The organism is Rahnella sp. PAMC25617, assembly GCF_050606005.1.
In the GTDB taxonomy this organism is placed as follows: domain Bacteria; phylum Pseudomonadota; class Gammaproteobacteria; order Enterobacterales; family Enterobacteriaceae; genus Rahnella; species Rahnella variigena.
Genome location: NZ_JBOCUM010000008.1, coordinates 141,618 through 157,421, shown reverse-complemented (window position 1 = coordinate 157,421; position 15,804 = coordinate 141,618). Strand labels below are relative to the sequence as shown.

The following is a 15,804-nucleotide window of genomic DNA, read 5'->3' as shown; positions in this document are numbered from 1 at the left end:
GAGTTCCCTTAGGCTGTTTTACGTTCATTCCATGAGTCAGAAAATGAGATTTCCGTCGCAGTGTTTCCATGTGATTTTTTCGTAACGAAACTCTATCTGTTCTAAACATCTTTAATGTTAATTGCAACAACTTGATTTATATGCTAATTGTCATTTTAAAAGGTCAGTGGTGGAGCTTGGTTATTTCACGGCGTGCTGACTTTTGTCTTTCCAGGATCCTGGCTTTTTTAACTTTGTGCTAAATTACCCACAATTCTTACCCGCATTCCCGAGGCAACATGATCATCCCTTCAAACCGTACCACCCGTGAAATGAAGATAAACAATGTCGTGCTGGTGACGAATGCATTGAAATCTCTGGGCTCGGCGACGAAGGCGGAACTGGCGGGTGTCACCGGTCTGAGTATCGCCACCTGCGGCGCAGTGCTGAATGATCTGAGCCAGCGACACGAAGTGCTGGCGCTGGAACTCGACGTCTCGCGTGGCGGCCGTCCGGCGCAGCGCTATGCGTATAACCCGAACTATTTCTCGGTACTTAGCCTGTACGCGCAGGGCAGCGACGCTGCCGCACAGATTGTCTGGTCGGTGAATTCAGCCACCGGTGAAAGTCTGGCGCAGGGTGAAATCCGCTTTTTACCGATGACGCTGGCGACGTTTTATCAGCAAATTGGCAGCCTGCTGGCGGACTATCCCAATATTAAAGCGCTGGGCATTGGCCTGCCCGGCGTGGTGGTAAAAGGAACCGTCACGACCTGTGATATCAGCATGTTTGCCGGTGTGGCGGTTGAGCAGCAACTGCGTGAACAGTTCGGGATTTATGTTCAGGCGGATAACGACATGAACTACACCGCATGGGGTTTTTACCGCAGCAGTTGCGCAGGCATTACCGCGCCGGTGGCGTATCTCTTCAAACCTGAGGTGCCTTGTCTGGGCTGTGGCATGGTGATTAACGGTCAGGTATTACAGGGTGCCAGCCAGTTTGCAGGGGAAGTGTCGAATCTGCCTTTTGAAGGATTGGATAAACTGCCGGTCGCAGAAGAAATGGCGAAAGTGATTGTCTCGCTGACCGCCATTATCAACCCGGCCACCATCGCGCTTTCCGGCCCAAAAATAACTGAAGCACTGCTGCCTGAGCTGACGACGCTTTGCCTGCGGCACATTCCCGCACAGCATATGCCGCAGCTGACTTACCGCCCGTCGATGCGTCAGGATTATCTTCAGGGCATCGCGGAACTGACGCTCAGCAACTACAATCTGCACATGGCTTTCGGTGAATAACGCCGGTTGACTTTGTTGTTCGCCCCCTTATACTGCGTACTTATTAAAAGACTTTTAATAACTAACTTCACCTCGCGGGAGAACCTGATGTCACTGTCATCTGAAATTGCGCACAACGGTATTCATGCCGGAAGTCCTGTCCGGCGTGTCGCGACGCGGGCGATATTTTTTGTCACCGGTATGGCGATGGGGCTCTGGGCGGCGCTGGTTCCGTATGCACAGCTGCGCACGCATTCAGAGGCGGGCGATCTCGGGTTACTGCTGCTGTGTCTCGGGGCTGGTTCGCTGCTGTCGATGCTGGGATCGGGACGGATTATCGGCAAGTTTGGCTGTCGGGCAGTGATCGTCGCGGCGGTCATTTTGTACTGTCTGATGCTGCCGCTGCTGGCGGTGTTCAGTGACATCTGGCTGCTGGCGCTCAGTCTGTTTATTTTCGGCATGGGCATCGGGCTGGCGGATGTAGCCGTCAATGTGCAGGGCACGCTGGTGGAACAGGCCGCGGATAAACCACTGATGTCAGGGTTTCATTGCCTGTGGAGCGTGGGCGGGATCGCCGGAGCCGGTGGCGGTGCGTTGCTGCTCAGTGCCGGTATCACGCCGCTCGGCAGCACGTTTTTTGCCGTCGTGCTGGTTATCGCGCTGACGGCGTATTCTTATCGCGGAATGTTACCGTTTGGCGCGCATGAGGATCCTGAAGAAGGCCAGCCGAAAGCCAGACCGAATTTCCGTCTGGTGCTGATGGCGGTGATGGCGATGATTTGTTTTATGGCCGAAGGCGCGGTGCTGGACTGGGGCGGTGTCTTCCTGACACAGGATCGCGGTCTGGCGCTGGAACATGCGGGCTGGGGCTTTGCGGTATTTGCCGTGGCGATGTCGCTGATGCGCCTGACCGGTGATGCGATTGTCAGTGCACTGGGGCGCAAACGGATCCTGATTATCGGCGGGATTTTGGGTATCGCCGGTTATCTGATGGTTGTGCTGTTGCCGGGCTGGATCCTGCCATTGTGCGGTTTTGCGCTGGTCGGGATAGGCGCAGCGAATATTGTTCCGGTGCTGATTACGCTGGCCGGTCAGGAAAAAGTGATGCCGGTCAATATGGCGGTGGCGATGGTGGCAACGCTCGGTTATCTCGGTGTGCTGGGCGGTCCGGCGCTGATCGGCTTTATTGCCCATCTTTCCAGTTTGTATGTCGCATTCTCGGCGGTCGCGGCGGCGTTTATGGTCATCACGTTTGGCGCATACAAACTGAAGTATTGATTGTTTTCAAAGACCAATGATTTATAACTGAGTGGCAAATTTGCCAGCTGGCGCGTAAAAACCGCCAGCCCTCTTTTAGCCTGATTGATTTAAAATCCGACTCTGTAAGGAGCAGTAATGGCCGTAAAACTTATCGCCGTAGACATGGATGGAACGTTTCTCAATCCGCAGCACGAATACAATAAAGCCCGCTTTGGCGAGCAATATCAGCAACTTTTGCAACGTGACATTAAATTTGTGGTGGCGAGCGGCAACCAGTATTACCAGCTTAAATCGTTCTTTGATGATCTCGATACACAAATTGCTTACGTTGCGGAAGGCGGCGGGTATGTGGTCGATAAAGAACAGGAAATTTACTGCGGCAAGCTTGAGCCGGAACAGGTGACGCAGGTGCTGGAATGGATAAGTCGTACGCCGGGCATTAACACCATTGTGTGTGGGCGCAAAGGGGCTTATGTGCTCTGCGGCACCGATGAGGATTTCATCAGTCGTATGCGCCGTTACTATCACCGACTGACAAAAGTGCATCAATACGCAGAAATCGACGATACGATTTTCAAATTTGCACTGAGCTACGTGGAAGACGATGTCTATCCGCTGATGGGTGAAGTTAACGCCAACCTTGGCGGGATTGTTGCACCGGTGACCAGCGGACATGGTTCTGTTGATCTGATCATCAGCGGGAATCACAAAGCCTGCGGTCTGCAAAAAATCCAGCAGATTTATGGTATCCGCGATGACGAAGTGCTGGCGTTTGGCGACAGCGGCAACGATCTGGAAATGCTCAGCTATGCCGGTTACGGTTTTGCGATGGAAAATGCCTCTGCACCGGCAAAAGCCGCCGCGAAATACGTCGCGCCATCTAACCGAGATGAGGGCGTGCTGAAAGTGATTGATGACGTGCTGAACGGTCGCGCGCCATTCGCTTAAACAGTTCAATGTGCATTAAAACGAAAAGGCTGCCGCGTAAAACGGCAGCCTTTTTAGCATTGTGTAATGAAGATTGTGTAATGAAGATTAAGGCACATAGTCTGGTGGAACGCCGCTGTCACCGGGCTCTGCAGGGTAGTAATCCGGCGGAACCGGCGATTGCGGTGATTGATTCGAGCTGTAACCGTCGCTGGCGTCTACCGGCACCTTATTACCTTTGGCGTACATACATTGCGTGTACACCGTATCGTACTGATCCTGCAAGTCGCCGCTGCTGGCACCCGCATTATTGCTGCCCATTGCGCTGCCAATCAGCAAACCACTGCCTGCGCCAATCAGCGCGCCCGGACCGGCCTGATGCGACGCTGCGCCAATCAGTGCTCCGGCTGCCGCGCCCACGACTGTCCCGGCAGCAGCGGTACCGGCGGCATTATTACTGGCAGTTTCTGCGCCGCCATTCACACTGCCATAGGCCGCGTTACGGCATGACATTTCATCCATCTGAAACTGTTGATAATCCTTTCCGGTACCTGGCAGCACCATCACATCTGGTCGGGTTGGGGGAGAAACGCAGCCGGATAAGGTCGCGGCTAAGGCGAGAACCGCCACCGGAGTAAACCTGTTCATGACTTTTACCGCCTGTTAACGTGGTCCTGCGACCACTTTCATCCAGCCGCGCGGGCAGGCCGGGACTCGCGGATAATATCCCGCCGGATTCTGACAGTAATACGCATAAGCCGGGGGTTTCTCGACATACGTTTGCGGCTGCGGTGGCGCAGCGTAAACGACGGCTGGCGGGCCGTAATAGACCGGCGGAGGAATGCCTATCACCACGTCCGGCCCATACCAGCCCCCGCGATAATAGCCGCCATGGTAATAACCATGGCCGTAATAGCCGTGACCGTAATAGCCATGACCGTAATAACCGTAGGCGAACGACGCAGAACTGGCCGACATCAGCGCGCCAGCAGTAAGCATCAACAACAACAGCCTTTTCATAACGACCTCGAAGTGCATTGAGCGGATGTCCGAAGTGATAAAACCTACCACTCCTGAGGATAACGATACGCCTGTTGCGGCTAAATGGTTGGCGGGGGATTAGGGTGAATATGACAAGGCTGTGGCAGCAATTGTGACCAAAAAATTCAACAGCAAACGTTTGTTTACGTTCAGGGTTTGAGAGGCGGGGGATTCATATTTCAGACCCGGTTTTGCCACAGCAAATCCGGGCTGAGAATTAAAAAATTCGAATTTAAGGTGTTATTTCTTACTTGCTGTAAAACGTCTGAAGGCTTCCAGCGTTTCATCGCTGACGTGATGCTCCACACCTTCAGCATCCAGACGCGCTGTCTCTGCGCTGATGCCGAGCGCGATGAAAAACGCTTCAACCACGTTATGACGTTCGCGGTTTTCCGCCGCCAGTTTCTCACCTTCCGGTGTAAGAAAGGTTCCGCGATAGGGTAGCTGGTGAACCAGTCCGGCATTGGCCAGGCGTTTCAGGGTTTTTGCCACTGTCGGCTGGGAAACACCCAGACGCGCGGCCAGATCTACCTGTCTCGCTTCGCCAAATTCGTGAATCAAATCTGAAATCAGCTCAACGTAATCATCCATTAATTCCCGGCGATGCGCCTCGCGCACCTGTAAGAAACCCTGCGCGTGTTCTTCCACATCCAGTAATGGATTCATTTTTTTATCTTTCACTACGCCTGCCTCTTTCTTGCTCAACGGTTTTTCACCGCAGCCGCGCTCACCGCAGCAACCCACGCATTGTAAACCAAGTCCACATATCTACCAATTTATGAAAACTTTGCATTGGCTATGGAGTATAGCCTGTGCTATACCTGAATAATAAACCGCCGTTTGATGCGCAGATTGACAGGAGAGATTTTCATGGAAAATGGACGACACATCTTAAAATTATTCAGCCATTCGCCGTTTCGTTTACGGCTGATGCTGGTGGGCATGATTGTGGCGCTGATCACCGGCAACGCGCAGGCGGCAGACCAGGCAGCCAGCAAGGACAAAAAAAAGTTTAAAGTGGTGACCACTTTCACGGTGATCCAGGACATCGCGCAGAACGTAGCCGGCGATGCCGCCACCGTGGAGTCGATCACCAAACCGGGCGCTGAGATCCACGACTATCAGCCTACGCCGCGGGATATTGTGAAAACGCAATCCGCCGATCTGATCCTGTGGAACGGGTTTAATCTTGAACGCTGGTTCGGGCGCTTCTTCGCCAACATCAAACATGTGCCTTCGGTCACCGTGACGGACGGCATAACGCCGCTGCCGATTCAGGAAGGGCCGTATCTGGGCAATCCGAATCCGCACGCGTGGATGTCGGCTAAAAATGCGCTGGTGTATGTCGAAAATATCCGAGCGGCGCTTGTAAAATATGACCCCGAAAATGCCGCAACCTACGATCGTAACGCCAAAGATTATGCGCAAAAAATCAGCCAGCTAGATGCGCCGCTGCGTGAACGTCTGGCAAAAATTCCGGCAGGGCAGCGCTGGTTAGTGACCAGTGAAGGCGCGTTCAGTTATCTGGCGAAAGATTATGATTTGAAAGAGGCCTATCTGTGGCCAATCAATGCTGAAGAACAGGGCACGCCGCAGCAGGTGAAAAAAATCATCGATCTGGTGCGTCAGCAGAATATTCCGGTGGTGTTCAGCGAAAGCACGATTTCAGACAAACCGGCAAAACAGGTCAGCAAGGAAACCGGCGCGAAATACGGCGGCGTGTTGTATGTCGATTCGCTGTCAGCGACTGACGGCCCGGTTCCCACGTATATCGATCTGCTGAAAGTCACGGTCGGTACCATTGCAGAAGGGTTCGGACAATGAGTAACGCCGCGCTGAATCTTAACGTTGATGACATTTCGGTGACCTATAACAACGGTCATACCGCGATTGAAAATGCCTCGTTTACCCTGCACGGCGGTTCGATTTGCGCGCTGCTCGGCGTTAACGGCAGCGGTAAATCCACGCTGTTTAAAACCATCATGGGAATACTCCGTCCTACGCACGGCAGCGTGACGCTGGACGGTCTGAACGTGGCGAAAGCGCTGAAGCAAAACCTTATCGCTTATGTGCCCCAGTCGGAAGATGTGGACTGGAATTTTCCGGTGCTGGTGCGTGATGTGGTGATGATGGGGCGTTACGGCAAAATGTCGTTTCTGCGGATCCCATCGGCGGAAGACAAAAAACGGGTGGCGTCGGCGCTGGCTCGCGTAGGCCTCACTGATCTGGCGCATCGGCAGATTGGCGAGCTTTCCGGCGGGCAAAAAAAACGCGTTTTTCTGGCGCGGGCGCTGGCACAACAAGGGCGCGTCATGCTGCTTGATGAACCCTTTACCGGTGTGGATATCAAAACTGAGAATGCCATTATCGAACTCCTGCGCCAGCTGCGCGAAGAAGGGCATCTGATTTTGGTTTCGACGCACAACATCGCCAGTGTGCCGGATTTCTGCGACCGCGTGGTGCTGATCAACCGCACGGTCATCGCGGCTGGTGCGCTCGACACTACCTTTACCTCTCATAATCTCGAAAATACCTTTGGCGGCGCGCTGAGGAACATTGGTTATTTAGTGCCACAGGAACCGGTGAGGCGGGCGGTATGATGGCGCTGTTGCTGGAGCCGTTTCAGTATAACTATATGGTGAAAGCCATCTGGGTGAGTGCCGGTGTCGGCGCGGTGTGCGCATTTTTATCGGCGTATCTGATGCTTAAAGGCTGGTCGCTGATGGGCGATGCGCTCTCGCATTCCGTCGTGCCGGGTGTGGCAGGCGCTTATGCACTGGGCTTTCCGTATGCCATCGGAGCCTTCGGTACCGGCATTCTGGCGGCGCTTTCCATGACGCTGCTGCGCCATTTCACCAAGCTGCGCGAAGACGCGATCATCGGCTTCGTCTTCTCGACCTTCTTTGCGCTCGGGCTGTTGCTGGTTTCCCTTAATCCGACATCCGTTAACGTGCAGTCGATTCTGTTCGGCAATATTTTAGGTATCGATGACGCTGATATTTTGCAGGTGCAGATTATCGTCGGCGTTTCCCTGCTGGTGCTGTGCGTGATCTGGCGCGACCTGCTGGCGGTATTTTTCGACGAGGCGCACGCGGTTTCGGTCGGGCTTTCTCCGCTGCGACTCAAAATCATTTTCTTCACTATATTCAGCGCGTGCAGCGTGGCGGCGTTACAAACCGTCGGCGCAATTTTGGTGATTGCCATGGTGATCACGCCCGGTGCGACGGCCTATCTGCTTTCCGATCGTTTCTCCCATGTGTTGATTATTTCGGTGATTATCGGCGCAGTCACCAGCGCGGCGGGCGCCTGGCTGAGCTATTACCTGGATGGCGCAACCGGCGGCGTCATCGTCTGCCTGCAAACCGCGGTCTTCCTGCTGGCGTTTTTATTCGCGCCAAAACACGGCTGGCTGGCCAGTCATTTACGTATCAAATGCCGGAGCCGCGCATGATGTCCTGGTTTGATGTACTGATGGAGCCGATGAGCTTCGACTTTATGCAGCGCGCGCTGCTGACCAGTATGGCGACCAGCATTGTCTGCGCGATATTCTCTTGTTTTCTGGTGCTCAAAGGCTGGTCGCTGATGGGCGATGCGATTTCCCACGCGGTGTTGCCCGGCGTGGTACTGGCCTATCTGGCGGGTATTCCTCTGGTGATTGGCGCGTTTGGTTCCGGTCTGTTTTGCGCCGTGGCAACCGGCTTTATCAAAGAGCATTGCAGGGTCAAAGAAGACTCGGTGATGGGCATTGTCTTCTCGGGCATGTTTGCTGCCGGTCTGGTGCTGTTTTCCCGGGTGAATACGGAGCAGCATCTCAGCCATATTCTGTTCGGCAATGTGCTGGGCGTGACGGACAGTGAAATGCTGCAAACGCTGATTATCGCGCTGGTGGTGGCACTGGCGATTATCATCAAATTCAAAGACCTGATGTTATTTTGTTTCGATCCGGTGCAGGCGAAAGTGGTCGGGTTGCCGGTACGTTTTTATCACTATGCGTTGCTGTGTATGCTGGCGCTGACCATTGTCGCGGCGTTGCAGGCCGTGGGTGTTGTACTGGTGGTTGCAATGCTGATTACGCCAGGCATTACTGCGTTTCTGCTGTGTAAGACACTGCCGAAAATGATAATCGTCGCTGTGACGGTGTCACTTATTGCCGCCATTTCCGGCACCTTTATCAGTTTTTATATCGATGCAGCGACCGGACCGGCGATAGTGCTGATTCAGGCTATGCTTTTCCTGCTGGCATTAGCTGTGCATCTTTTGCGTAAACCGTTTAAATCCCGGCAGTCAGCACCGAATGCATAGTGTCCGCAGTGCAGGTTTGGCATGCTTGTGTGCATGTATTCCTTATTTAAAGAGATCCTGATGACCCAACAATTTGCTCCTGTCGAACTGGAAAAGCCTCCGCCTGATTAACCACGGCACGACGGCGCTGGCTACCTGTCGCATAAAGGCCTACCATCGACCGGCAACAAAAGGGTTTAATGAAGTTCAATGAAGTAAGCGTTAAGGATTGTTATGAGCGAAGTAGCAAGTTCCATCAGTGTTGGCGATAGCTTTACTGTCAAGAACGGCTCAACCCACGAAGTAACTGGCTTTGTGAAGAAGGGAGAGAGAATTTACCCGATGATCAAAACAGATCATGGTGATTCAAGCTTCACCTTCATCAAAGAAATTGTTTCGGTAAATAAAGCTTAAACATTAACAACCTTCTCTGTGATCGCGGCCTGTTTGTATTACGTAAAGAACAGGCTGCGTGATGTCAGCTCCCCACCAATTTCCTCTTTTTTCCTCCATCTTTGCCATATGCACGTCTGCCGGACATTGCAGTTTGAATTAACGATATACCGGCAGCAGATTCGCGCTTGAAAGAATATGTACTGCCGCATTGAGCACGCCGAACAGCAGCACCAGTACGATCATTTTATTCCCACCCCACACGCGGTACAGCGGGCTGCCAAAACGCTGGCGTGATGCGCGTGCCATCAGCGCCGGAACAATCACCGCCCAGACCGTTGCCGCCAGTCCGGCAAAACCAATCGCATAAATGAAACCGTCGGGATAAATCACGCCACCAATAATGGGCGGAACGAACGTCACCAGCGCCGTTTTGAAGCGACCAGTCCGGCTGTCGTTGAATTTAAACAGATCCGCCAGATAATCAAACAGGCCGAGCGTCACCCCTAAGAATGAACAGGCGACGGCAAAGTTTGAGAAAATCGTCAGCAGCAAGTCCAGACCGGCGCTGTTAAGTATCTGGCTCAGTGACTGCACCAGCACATCAATATTGCCACCCCGTTCAGCGATGCTGATGAATTCCGGACGCGGAATGTTGCCCATCGTTCCCAGCATCCAGATGATGTACAGCCCGAGCGCCATCAGCGTACCCAGCAGCAGACACTTCCTGATGATTTGCGGATTTTTGCCGTAGTACTTCATCAGGCTCGGCACATTGCCGTGATAGCCAAATGACGCCAGACAGAACGGCAGCGTTGCCAGCACATAAGGCATGTAGCTCGGATTAATTTCGACGCTGTTAAGCAAATTCACCGGTTTCACATGCCACAGCAGGCTGCCGAAAGTCAGGAAGAAGGCAATTATTTTCGCGCCAAGCACAATGGCCGTCATCCGGCTCACCGCACGGGTGCTCAGCCAGACGATAAAGGCCACGACCAGCGCCGTCAGCAGACCGCCGAGGCGGGGAGAAAAACTCACCGACATCTCACGCAACGTGTGCTGGATCACCGAGCCGCTGGCGGAAATATAGGCGTAGGTCAGAATGTACAAAACGAACGCGATAGTGATGCCGTTCAGCCGGTTCCAGTGTTTACCCAGCAGATCGCCGGTCACCGTATTGAAACTCGATCCCACCGGATAGTTAAGATTTGCTTCGAGGATCATCAGTCCGGAATGCAGCATACAAAACCAGGTAAAAATCAGGGCAGCTACAGACCAGAAAAACCAGGCGCCGGACATTACCACTGGCAGGGAAAACATCCCTGCGCCGATGATCGTTCCACCAATAATCATTGCGCCGCCCAGTACAGAACGTTGCGGGGCGGTCACGGAAAGCGTCGCCATAGTGCGTATCCTCGCGTGGCTTTTGTCAGAATTCGTTGAAAGAATGGCTGAAAAAGAAATGAGTGAAATAACGAACAAAAATCGCTGTTTTGTGCTGCGATTTTGGTCTTAAGCGCGGCAATATAGTGGAAATGAAGTAGTTTGTACACTGCTGAACTAGTTTGCTGATACAAAAGCCCACATTCAGAAGCTGAACAGGGCATTCACGAAGGTGAGCAGGGAAATAACGCCGAAAATGTGTACAAAATATTAACGTTGTGCAATTTTGCGGTTAATAGGGTGCGGGGTATTCCTGGCGCAGATCACAGATTTCATTACGATTTCTTATCTAACAAAAATAAAAAACCCTGTTTGAAAATACAGGGTTGACACACAACATATAGCGAGTAAATTAGAACTCAGCACCAGAGAGAAGTGAAAAGAAATTTTTATTTCGCGGTGCAATTAGCAAGTTGATAAACTTGTCAGTAATGAGATGCGATAAAGGCCACGAAGTATTTTAGTATGGGTGATTCAACACCGGGCGTTATTTGAAAGTCCGTGAGATGATGCTTTAAGGCCACGCAGTAAAGCTGTGCAATCGCATGATGTGGACGAAAACGCGATGATGTAACGCCTTGTTAGTTAGAGTAATGTTCGCGATTTGGGTACGTAAGTATGAAATCGAGAATGTCGCGACGAAAGTAAGGCCACGCATCAAAGAGTATATATCGCGAGGGTGATGTACTCATTTATCCCGAGACATATCAGAAGGGTAAATGAAACGAGCAGGATACTGATGTTATTCCACAAAATTATAGGAGGATAGCGTTACCAGGCAGTAAAAATATATCCTGTGAGAATATGTACATCTTTAGCAGTTGCATTACCTAAGCAGTACACGTAATTAAGTTGATGAATGTTAAATGTTAATTTGATAGTACCTTAAAAGCCCCGGTTTAACGATTGGGGCTTTTTCATTTGTACCGCCTGTGACTCTTTATTTCCCGCTGATAGTGCCTTCAAGAATCGTCTGCGCGCCCAGACAAACCAAAAAACACACCAGCGTGGTGTCTTTACCTGCAGTCGCAGCAGTTAATGCGCTGTCCTCATCGCTGATCGCGTCACCTTTTGACAGAGTGACATCGCCGATGCTGATTTCGCCGTCCATCACATACAGCCATTGAGCAAAACCCGCATGTAAAGGAACTTCCGTGGTGGTGTTTTCATCCATGCGAATGTCATAGACATATACCGCCTGCCTGATTTCAAGCGGAGACTCAATGCCTTCCGGCGCAGCCAGCAGCGTCCACTCATTGCTTTTTATGCCGTCAGGGCGCGTCATAAACTGCACGCGGCCTTCCAGATTTGCCTGACGCGGACGGATAAATATCTGCAACATTTCTGCCGACACCAGCGGCGTGGACTCCTCATGCCAGAAACTTTCACCGGCGTTCATCATCATCAGTTGTTTCGGTGAAAGGGGAACACGGTTACCGGCAGAATCTTCATGCACCATCGAACCACGCCACATATAACTGAGGATTTCGTCGTTGTTATGCTCATGCATTTTCACCAGCGTACCCTGTTCGAGAGTGGCATGGTCTATAACACTCAGAGGGCCGAAAGCGTCGTCATTTTTTTCAGGCTGGATTTGCCCCGGCCGCATACGACGGATACGAAACGGGCCATATTCAAAAGTAGTTTTGGGTTCAGCACGTAAAACGTTAAACATAATCTCTCCGGCGGCAGACAGGAACGCAGGGTTCGGATGAAAATCGGATACCATTTTTTAACATACTATGATCATTAAAGCGTACCTGCCGTGAATAAACTTTCTGTTTAATCAGAAACAAAGACCCCGTCCCTGAGGCCTTTGGATCCAAAAAGAACAATTAATCCAGACTCAACAACGCACTCAGCTGCTCAATTTGTGATTGCCACTGACGTTGCAGCTCAGGTTTCTGGTGCTTAGGTTTGCGCGCCAGATCTTCTGCCAGAAGGTGTTCAGCCTCCACCAGCCTCGCCAGCAGTTGCTCTTCTTCCGTGTCCTCGGTGTGGATTACGTCAGTCCCGCTTTCTGAAAAAAACGGTTCCGCTGGCGGGGGAGAACCCGCCAGTACGGCGTAAACCGGCGCAAGCGTATGCCACTCTTCTAACCGTTGCTCATCCACCAGCCAGAACCGGTTACAACTTTGCTCAATGAGCGTCCGGTCGTGTGACACCAAAAGCACCGCACCACGGAAGGTTTTCAGCGTTTCCGCCAGCTCTTCTTTGCCTTCCAGATCCAGGTGGTTAGTCGGTTCATCAAGCAGCAAAAGCGAATAATTCGCCAGCGTCAGCCCGATAAACAGCAGCCGCGAACGTTCTCCGCCGCTGAGCGTACTCACTTTTTGCTGATGGCGGATAAACGGGAATCCTGCGCCAATCAGCGCCATTTTTCTCTGCTCTTCCGTCAGCGGGGCAAAGTTCGCCAGCGCATCACCAAGAGAATCATCGTCCTGCAACTGATGCTGATTCTGATCGTAATAACCCACCCGCACGCGGGGATGGAAAGTCACACCCGTATGGGTTGTTTCCGGCTGACTGAAGGCGTACCACAACGTCTGCAACAGCGAGGACTTGCCGCAACCGTTGCGCCCGACCAGTGCGATACGGTCACCGCTTTTGATGCGCATTTCATCCATTGTGAACAAAACCGGAGCATTGCGCGCAGGACGAACCTGCAAACCGGACAGCGCCAGAACCCGGTCCGCCGCCAGCGCTTCGCCTTTTAACTGCAGTTTCCACTGATTACCGGCGGTGACTTCAGTTTGATCCTCTTTCAGCCGGTCTACCTGCTTTTCCATTTGCTTTGCCTTGCGCGCCAGCTTTTCGTTGTCATACACGCTGCCCCACAGCGCCAGACGTTTGGCACTTTTAGTTACGCGGTCAATCTCCTTTTGTTCTGTTTCCCTGCGCACAGCGTCGGAGGCGTCTTTTTCTTCCAGCGCCTGACGTGCCTGCGTACAAGGGAGACGAATAAACTGCAGGGTTTTATCGCGCAGGATCCAGGTGCTGTTGGTCACGTTATCGAGCAGGCTGCGGTCGTGAGAAACCAGCACGAAACTGCCGTTCCAGTTTTTCAGAAACTGTTCCAGCCATAACAGCGTCGGCAGATCCAGATGGTTGCTCGGTTCATCGAGCAGCAGTAAATCGGGCTGGCGGATCAGCGCGCGGGCCAGCAGCAGGCGGGTATGCTGCCCGCCGCTGAGCGTTCCGGCCGTCAGTTGCCAGGCAGATTCATCGAAACCCAGCGTGGAAAGCAACACCTGCGCCTGCCAGAGTTCAGGCTGATGAAGGCCCGGCGGCAGATGATTCAGAACAGATTCGAGCAGGGTATGATGATTCAGTTCTTCAGGCAGATGTTGTTCAACGCGGGCCATCAGACACTGATTTGCCAGCGTGACACTGCCGGACGTTGCCGCCAGTTCACCGCTGAGGATTTTCAGCAGGGTACTTTTGCCACAGCCGTTGTGGCCGATAAGGCCGATGCGGTCGCCTTTTTTCAGGCCGAATGAAATCTCAGCCAGCAAAGGACCAAAAGAATTATCGAATGATACAGATTGTGCAGACAGTAAAGTCATGATGCTTACTCAGGTTTTCGGGCATAGAATGCCTCTCGTCAATAAAGCCGACGATAACCGGTAAGCCGGAGGGAAGAACTCAGATTGTCAGTTAGCTTCGCTCAGACAGGTTATCGCGGCAGGGAGCCGGAAACGCCTGAGCAGCGACGATCGCCAAAGACAGGTGAATATAAAAACCATTCACGGGTCAGCATGGGGATCCTCCTTATATATAAAATTGGTGAATGAATGAACTGATTATATTAGGGAATTTTGAATTGTTCCAGTTTCAAAATTCCCCGACCCGCCGTTACGCCTCAACAACCTCATTTTCCAGTTTCTGCCGCTTACGCAGACCGGGGAACCAGGTCATCCACAATCCGACGACAATCAATGTACCGATGCCGCCAATGGCTGCCGCCGGGACTGCGCCCACCCAGGCGGCCATCAGACCGGATTCAAATTCGCCTAGCTGGTTCGAGGTGTTGATGAAGATGGAGTTGACCGCGCTGACGCGTCCGCGCATATCGTCTGGCGTGTCCAGTTGTACCAGTGCGCCGCGAATGACCATGCTTATCATGTCAAATCCGCCGAGCGCAAACAGTGCCAGCATGGATAACCACAGTGAGGTGGAGAACGCGAACACCAGCGTCGCCGCGCCGAAGCCTGCCACGGCGGCAAACATGGTCATACCCACGTTACGTTGCAGCGCGCGGTGGCTCAGCCAGAAACCGACAATCAGTCCACCCACAGCCGGAGCACCGCGCAACAGACCCAGTCCCCACGGGCCGGTATGCAGAATGTCGTGGGCAAAAATCGGCAGCAGGGCGGTCGCACCGCCGAGCAAAACCGCGAACAGATCCAGAGAGATCACACCCAGAACATCCGGACGGGCGCGGATGAAACTGATACCGGCGAACAAGGTTTTAAAGGTCGCCGGAACACGGCGCGGTGGCGCCTGTTCGTAACGTAAACGGCTGACCATCACAATCGATAACAGATAAAGACAGGCGCACACCGAGTAAGCGACGCCGGCTCCGGCGACATACATAAAACCGCCGAGCGCCGGACCCACCATAGACGCCGCCTGACCTGAAACACTGTTAGCGGCCATCGCCCGTGCCAGTAAATGCGGCGGCACCAGTGCCGGAAGCATCGACTGTAAAGACGGCGCTTCCATGGCTTTGGCGGTCGAAATGATAAAAATCAGGCCGAGGATAATGACTTCGTTGACGTGATGTGTCAGCGATAAATACGCCAGGGCGGCAATCGCCACCCATTCGGCGACTTGTCCGAGCAAGACCACGCGGCGGCGGTCAAACTGATCCGCCACGTGTCCGGCGACCAGCGCCAGCGCGACAGAGGGGAAAAACTGCACCAGCCCGATCAGCCCCAGATCAAACGCCCTTCCGGTAATCGAGTAGATTTGCCAGCTCACCACAATGGAAAGCATCTGGAAACCAAAACTGGAGGCCGCGCGGGCTATCCAGAACGCCACAAACGAGCGGTGCTGTAACAGTGGATCCGGATTACCGGAAGAAGATGACATGACAAATCCCTGAAAAATGAAAGATGCCGTGTCTGCTGGTCGCATGCGACAAGTTAGCCCGGCAATTATTGTGGATACAAATAATTAACAAACAATCTTATCGGCCGTT

At 52.8% G+C, this 15,804-nt stretch carries 15 protein-coding genes and 1 pseudogene; 8 read left to right on the top strand and 8 right to left on the bottom strand.

Going from position 1 to position 15,804, the window contains the following annotated elements:
* Positions 1–8 precede the first annotated feature (8 nt).
* Positions 9–105: pseudogene (locus ACM615_RS12130) on the bottom strand (type VI secretion system tube protein Hcp); the annotation flags it as partial.
* A 173-nt stretch (positions 106–278) separates the two neighbouring features.
* Here ACM615_RS12130 and ACM615_RS12125 point away from each other — a divergent pair.
* From ACM615_RS12125 to ACM615_RS12115, 3 genes are all read left to right on the top strand, one after another.
* Positions 279–1,277: an ROK family protein gene (locus ACM615_RS12125; RefSeq protein ID WP_129638805.1), complete on the top strand. Its 999-nt coding sequence runs from the start codon at positions 279–281 to the stop codon at positions 1,275–1,277.
* 87 nt (positions 1,278–1,364) lie between these two features.
* A complete protein-coding gene (locus ACM615_RS12120) occupies positions 1,365–2,534 on the top strand; it encodes an MFS transporter (protein WP_129638804.1) in 1,170 nt (389 codons plus the stop codon).
* A 117-nt stretch (positions 2,535–2,651) separates the two neighbouring features.
* On the top strand, positions 2,652–3,464 hold the full coding sequence (locus ACM615_RS12115) for a Cof-type HAD-IIB family hydrolase (protein ID WP_129638803.1): 813 nt from the start codon (positions 2,652–2,654) through the stop codon (positions 3,462–3,464).
* Positions 3,465–3,551: 87 nt separating this feature from the next.
* On the opposite strand, the gene ACM615_RS12110 is transcribed toward ACM615_RS12115, so the two are convergent.
* The 3 genes from ACM615_RS12110 to mntR form a co-directional block, all read right to left on the bottom strand.
* Complete coding sequence (locus ACM615_RS12110; RefSeq protein WP_129638802.1) at positions 3,552–4,091, bottom strand: glycine zipper family protein; 540 nt, start codon at positions 4,089–4,091, stop codon at positions 3,552–3,554.
* Positions 4,092–4,106: 15 nt separating this feature from the next.
* Entirely contained in the window at positions 4,107–4,442 is a 336-nt protein-coding gene (locus ACM615_RS12105; RefSeq protein ID WP_314720933.1) for a hypothetical protein, read from the bottom strand.
* 282 nt (positions 4,443–4,724) lie between these two features.
* Positions 4,725–5,165 (bottom strand): manganese-binding transcriptional regulator MntR, encoded by a 441-nt coding sequence (gene mntR, locus ACM615_RS12100; RefSeq protein ID WP_112286701.1) that lies wholly within the window; start codon positions 5,163–5,165, stop codon positions 4,725–4,727.
* A 189-nt stretch (positions 5,166–5,354) separates the two neighbouring features.
* On the opposite strand from mntR, the gene ACM615_RS12095 reads away from it, so the two are divergent.
* The 5 genes from ACM615_RS12095 (at position 5,355) to ACM615_RS12075 (ending at position 9,179) form a co-directional block, all read left to right on the top strand.
* Positions 5,355–6,308 (top strand): metal ABC transporter substrate-binding protein, encoded by a 954-nt coding sequence (locus ACM615_RS12095; RefSeq protein WP_113877315.1) that lies wholly within the window; start codon positions 5,355–5,357, stop codon positions 6,306–6,308.
* Entirely contained in the window at positions 6,305–7,084 is a 780-nt protein-coding gene (locus tag ACM615_RS12090) for a metal ABC transporter ATP-binding protein (protein ID WP_129638800.1), read from the top strand. The genes ACM615_RS12095 and ACM615_RS12090 overlap by 4 nt, the downstream gene beginning before the upstream one ends.
* Positions 7,081–7,935, top strand: coding sequence for a metal ABC transporter permease (locus tag ACM615_RS12085; RefSeq protein WP_129638799.1), 855 nt, complete (start codon positions 7,081–7,083; stop codon positions 7,933–7,935). Before ACM615_RS12090 ends, ACM615_RS12085 begins: the two co-directional genes overlap by 4 nt.
* Positions 7,932–8,786, top strand: a complete 855-nt coding sequence (locus ACM615_RS12080) for a metal ABC transporter permease (RefSeq protein WP_129638798.1) — start codon at positions 7,932–7,934, stop codon at positions 8,784–8,786. The genes ACM615_RS12085 and ACM615_RS12080 overlap by 4 nt, the downstream gene beginning before the upstream one ends.
* 213 nt (positions 8,787–8,999) lie before the next feature.
* Complete coding sequence (locus tag ACM615_RS12075) at positions 9,000–9,179, top strand: hypothetical protein (protein WP_112286608.1); 180 nt, start codon at positions 9,000–9,002, stop codon at positions 9,177–9,179.
* 138 nt (positions 9,180–9,317) lie between these two features.
* Here the strand turns inward: ACM615_RS12075 and mtr are convergent, their stop codons facing one another.
* From mtr to ACM615_RS12055, 4 genes are all read right to left on the bottom strand, one after another.
* A complete protein-coding gene (gene mtr, locus ACM615_RS12070) occupies positions 9,318–10,562 on the bottom strand; it encodes a tryptophan permease (RefSeq protein WP_129638797.1) in 1,245 nt (414 codons plus the stop codon).
* Between the two features lie 979 nt (positions 10,563–11,541).
* Complete coding sequence (locus tag ACM615_RS12065) at positions 11,542–12,276, bottom strand: pirin family protein (RefSeq protein WP_431011959.1); 735 nt, start codon at positions 12,274–12,276, stop codon at positions 11,542–11,544.
* 160 nt (positions 12,277–12,436) lie between these two features.
* On the bottom strand, positions 12,437–14,170 hold the full coding sequence (locus ACM615_RS12060) for an ABC-F family ATP-binding cassette domain-containing protein (RefSeq protein ID WP_431011986.1): 1,734 nt from the start codon (positions 14,168–14,170) through the stop codon (positions 12,437–12,439).
* A 286-nt stretch (positions 14,171–14,456) separates the two neighbouring features.
* Positions 14,457–15,695, bottom strand: coding sequence for an MFS transporter (locus tag ACM615_RS12055; RefSeq protein ID WP_431011958.1), 1,239 nt, complete (start codon positions 15,693–15,695; stop codon positions 14,457–14,459).
* Positions 15,696–15,804 lie beyond the last annotated feature (109 nt).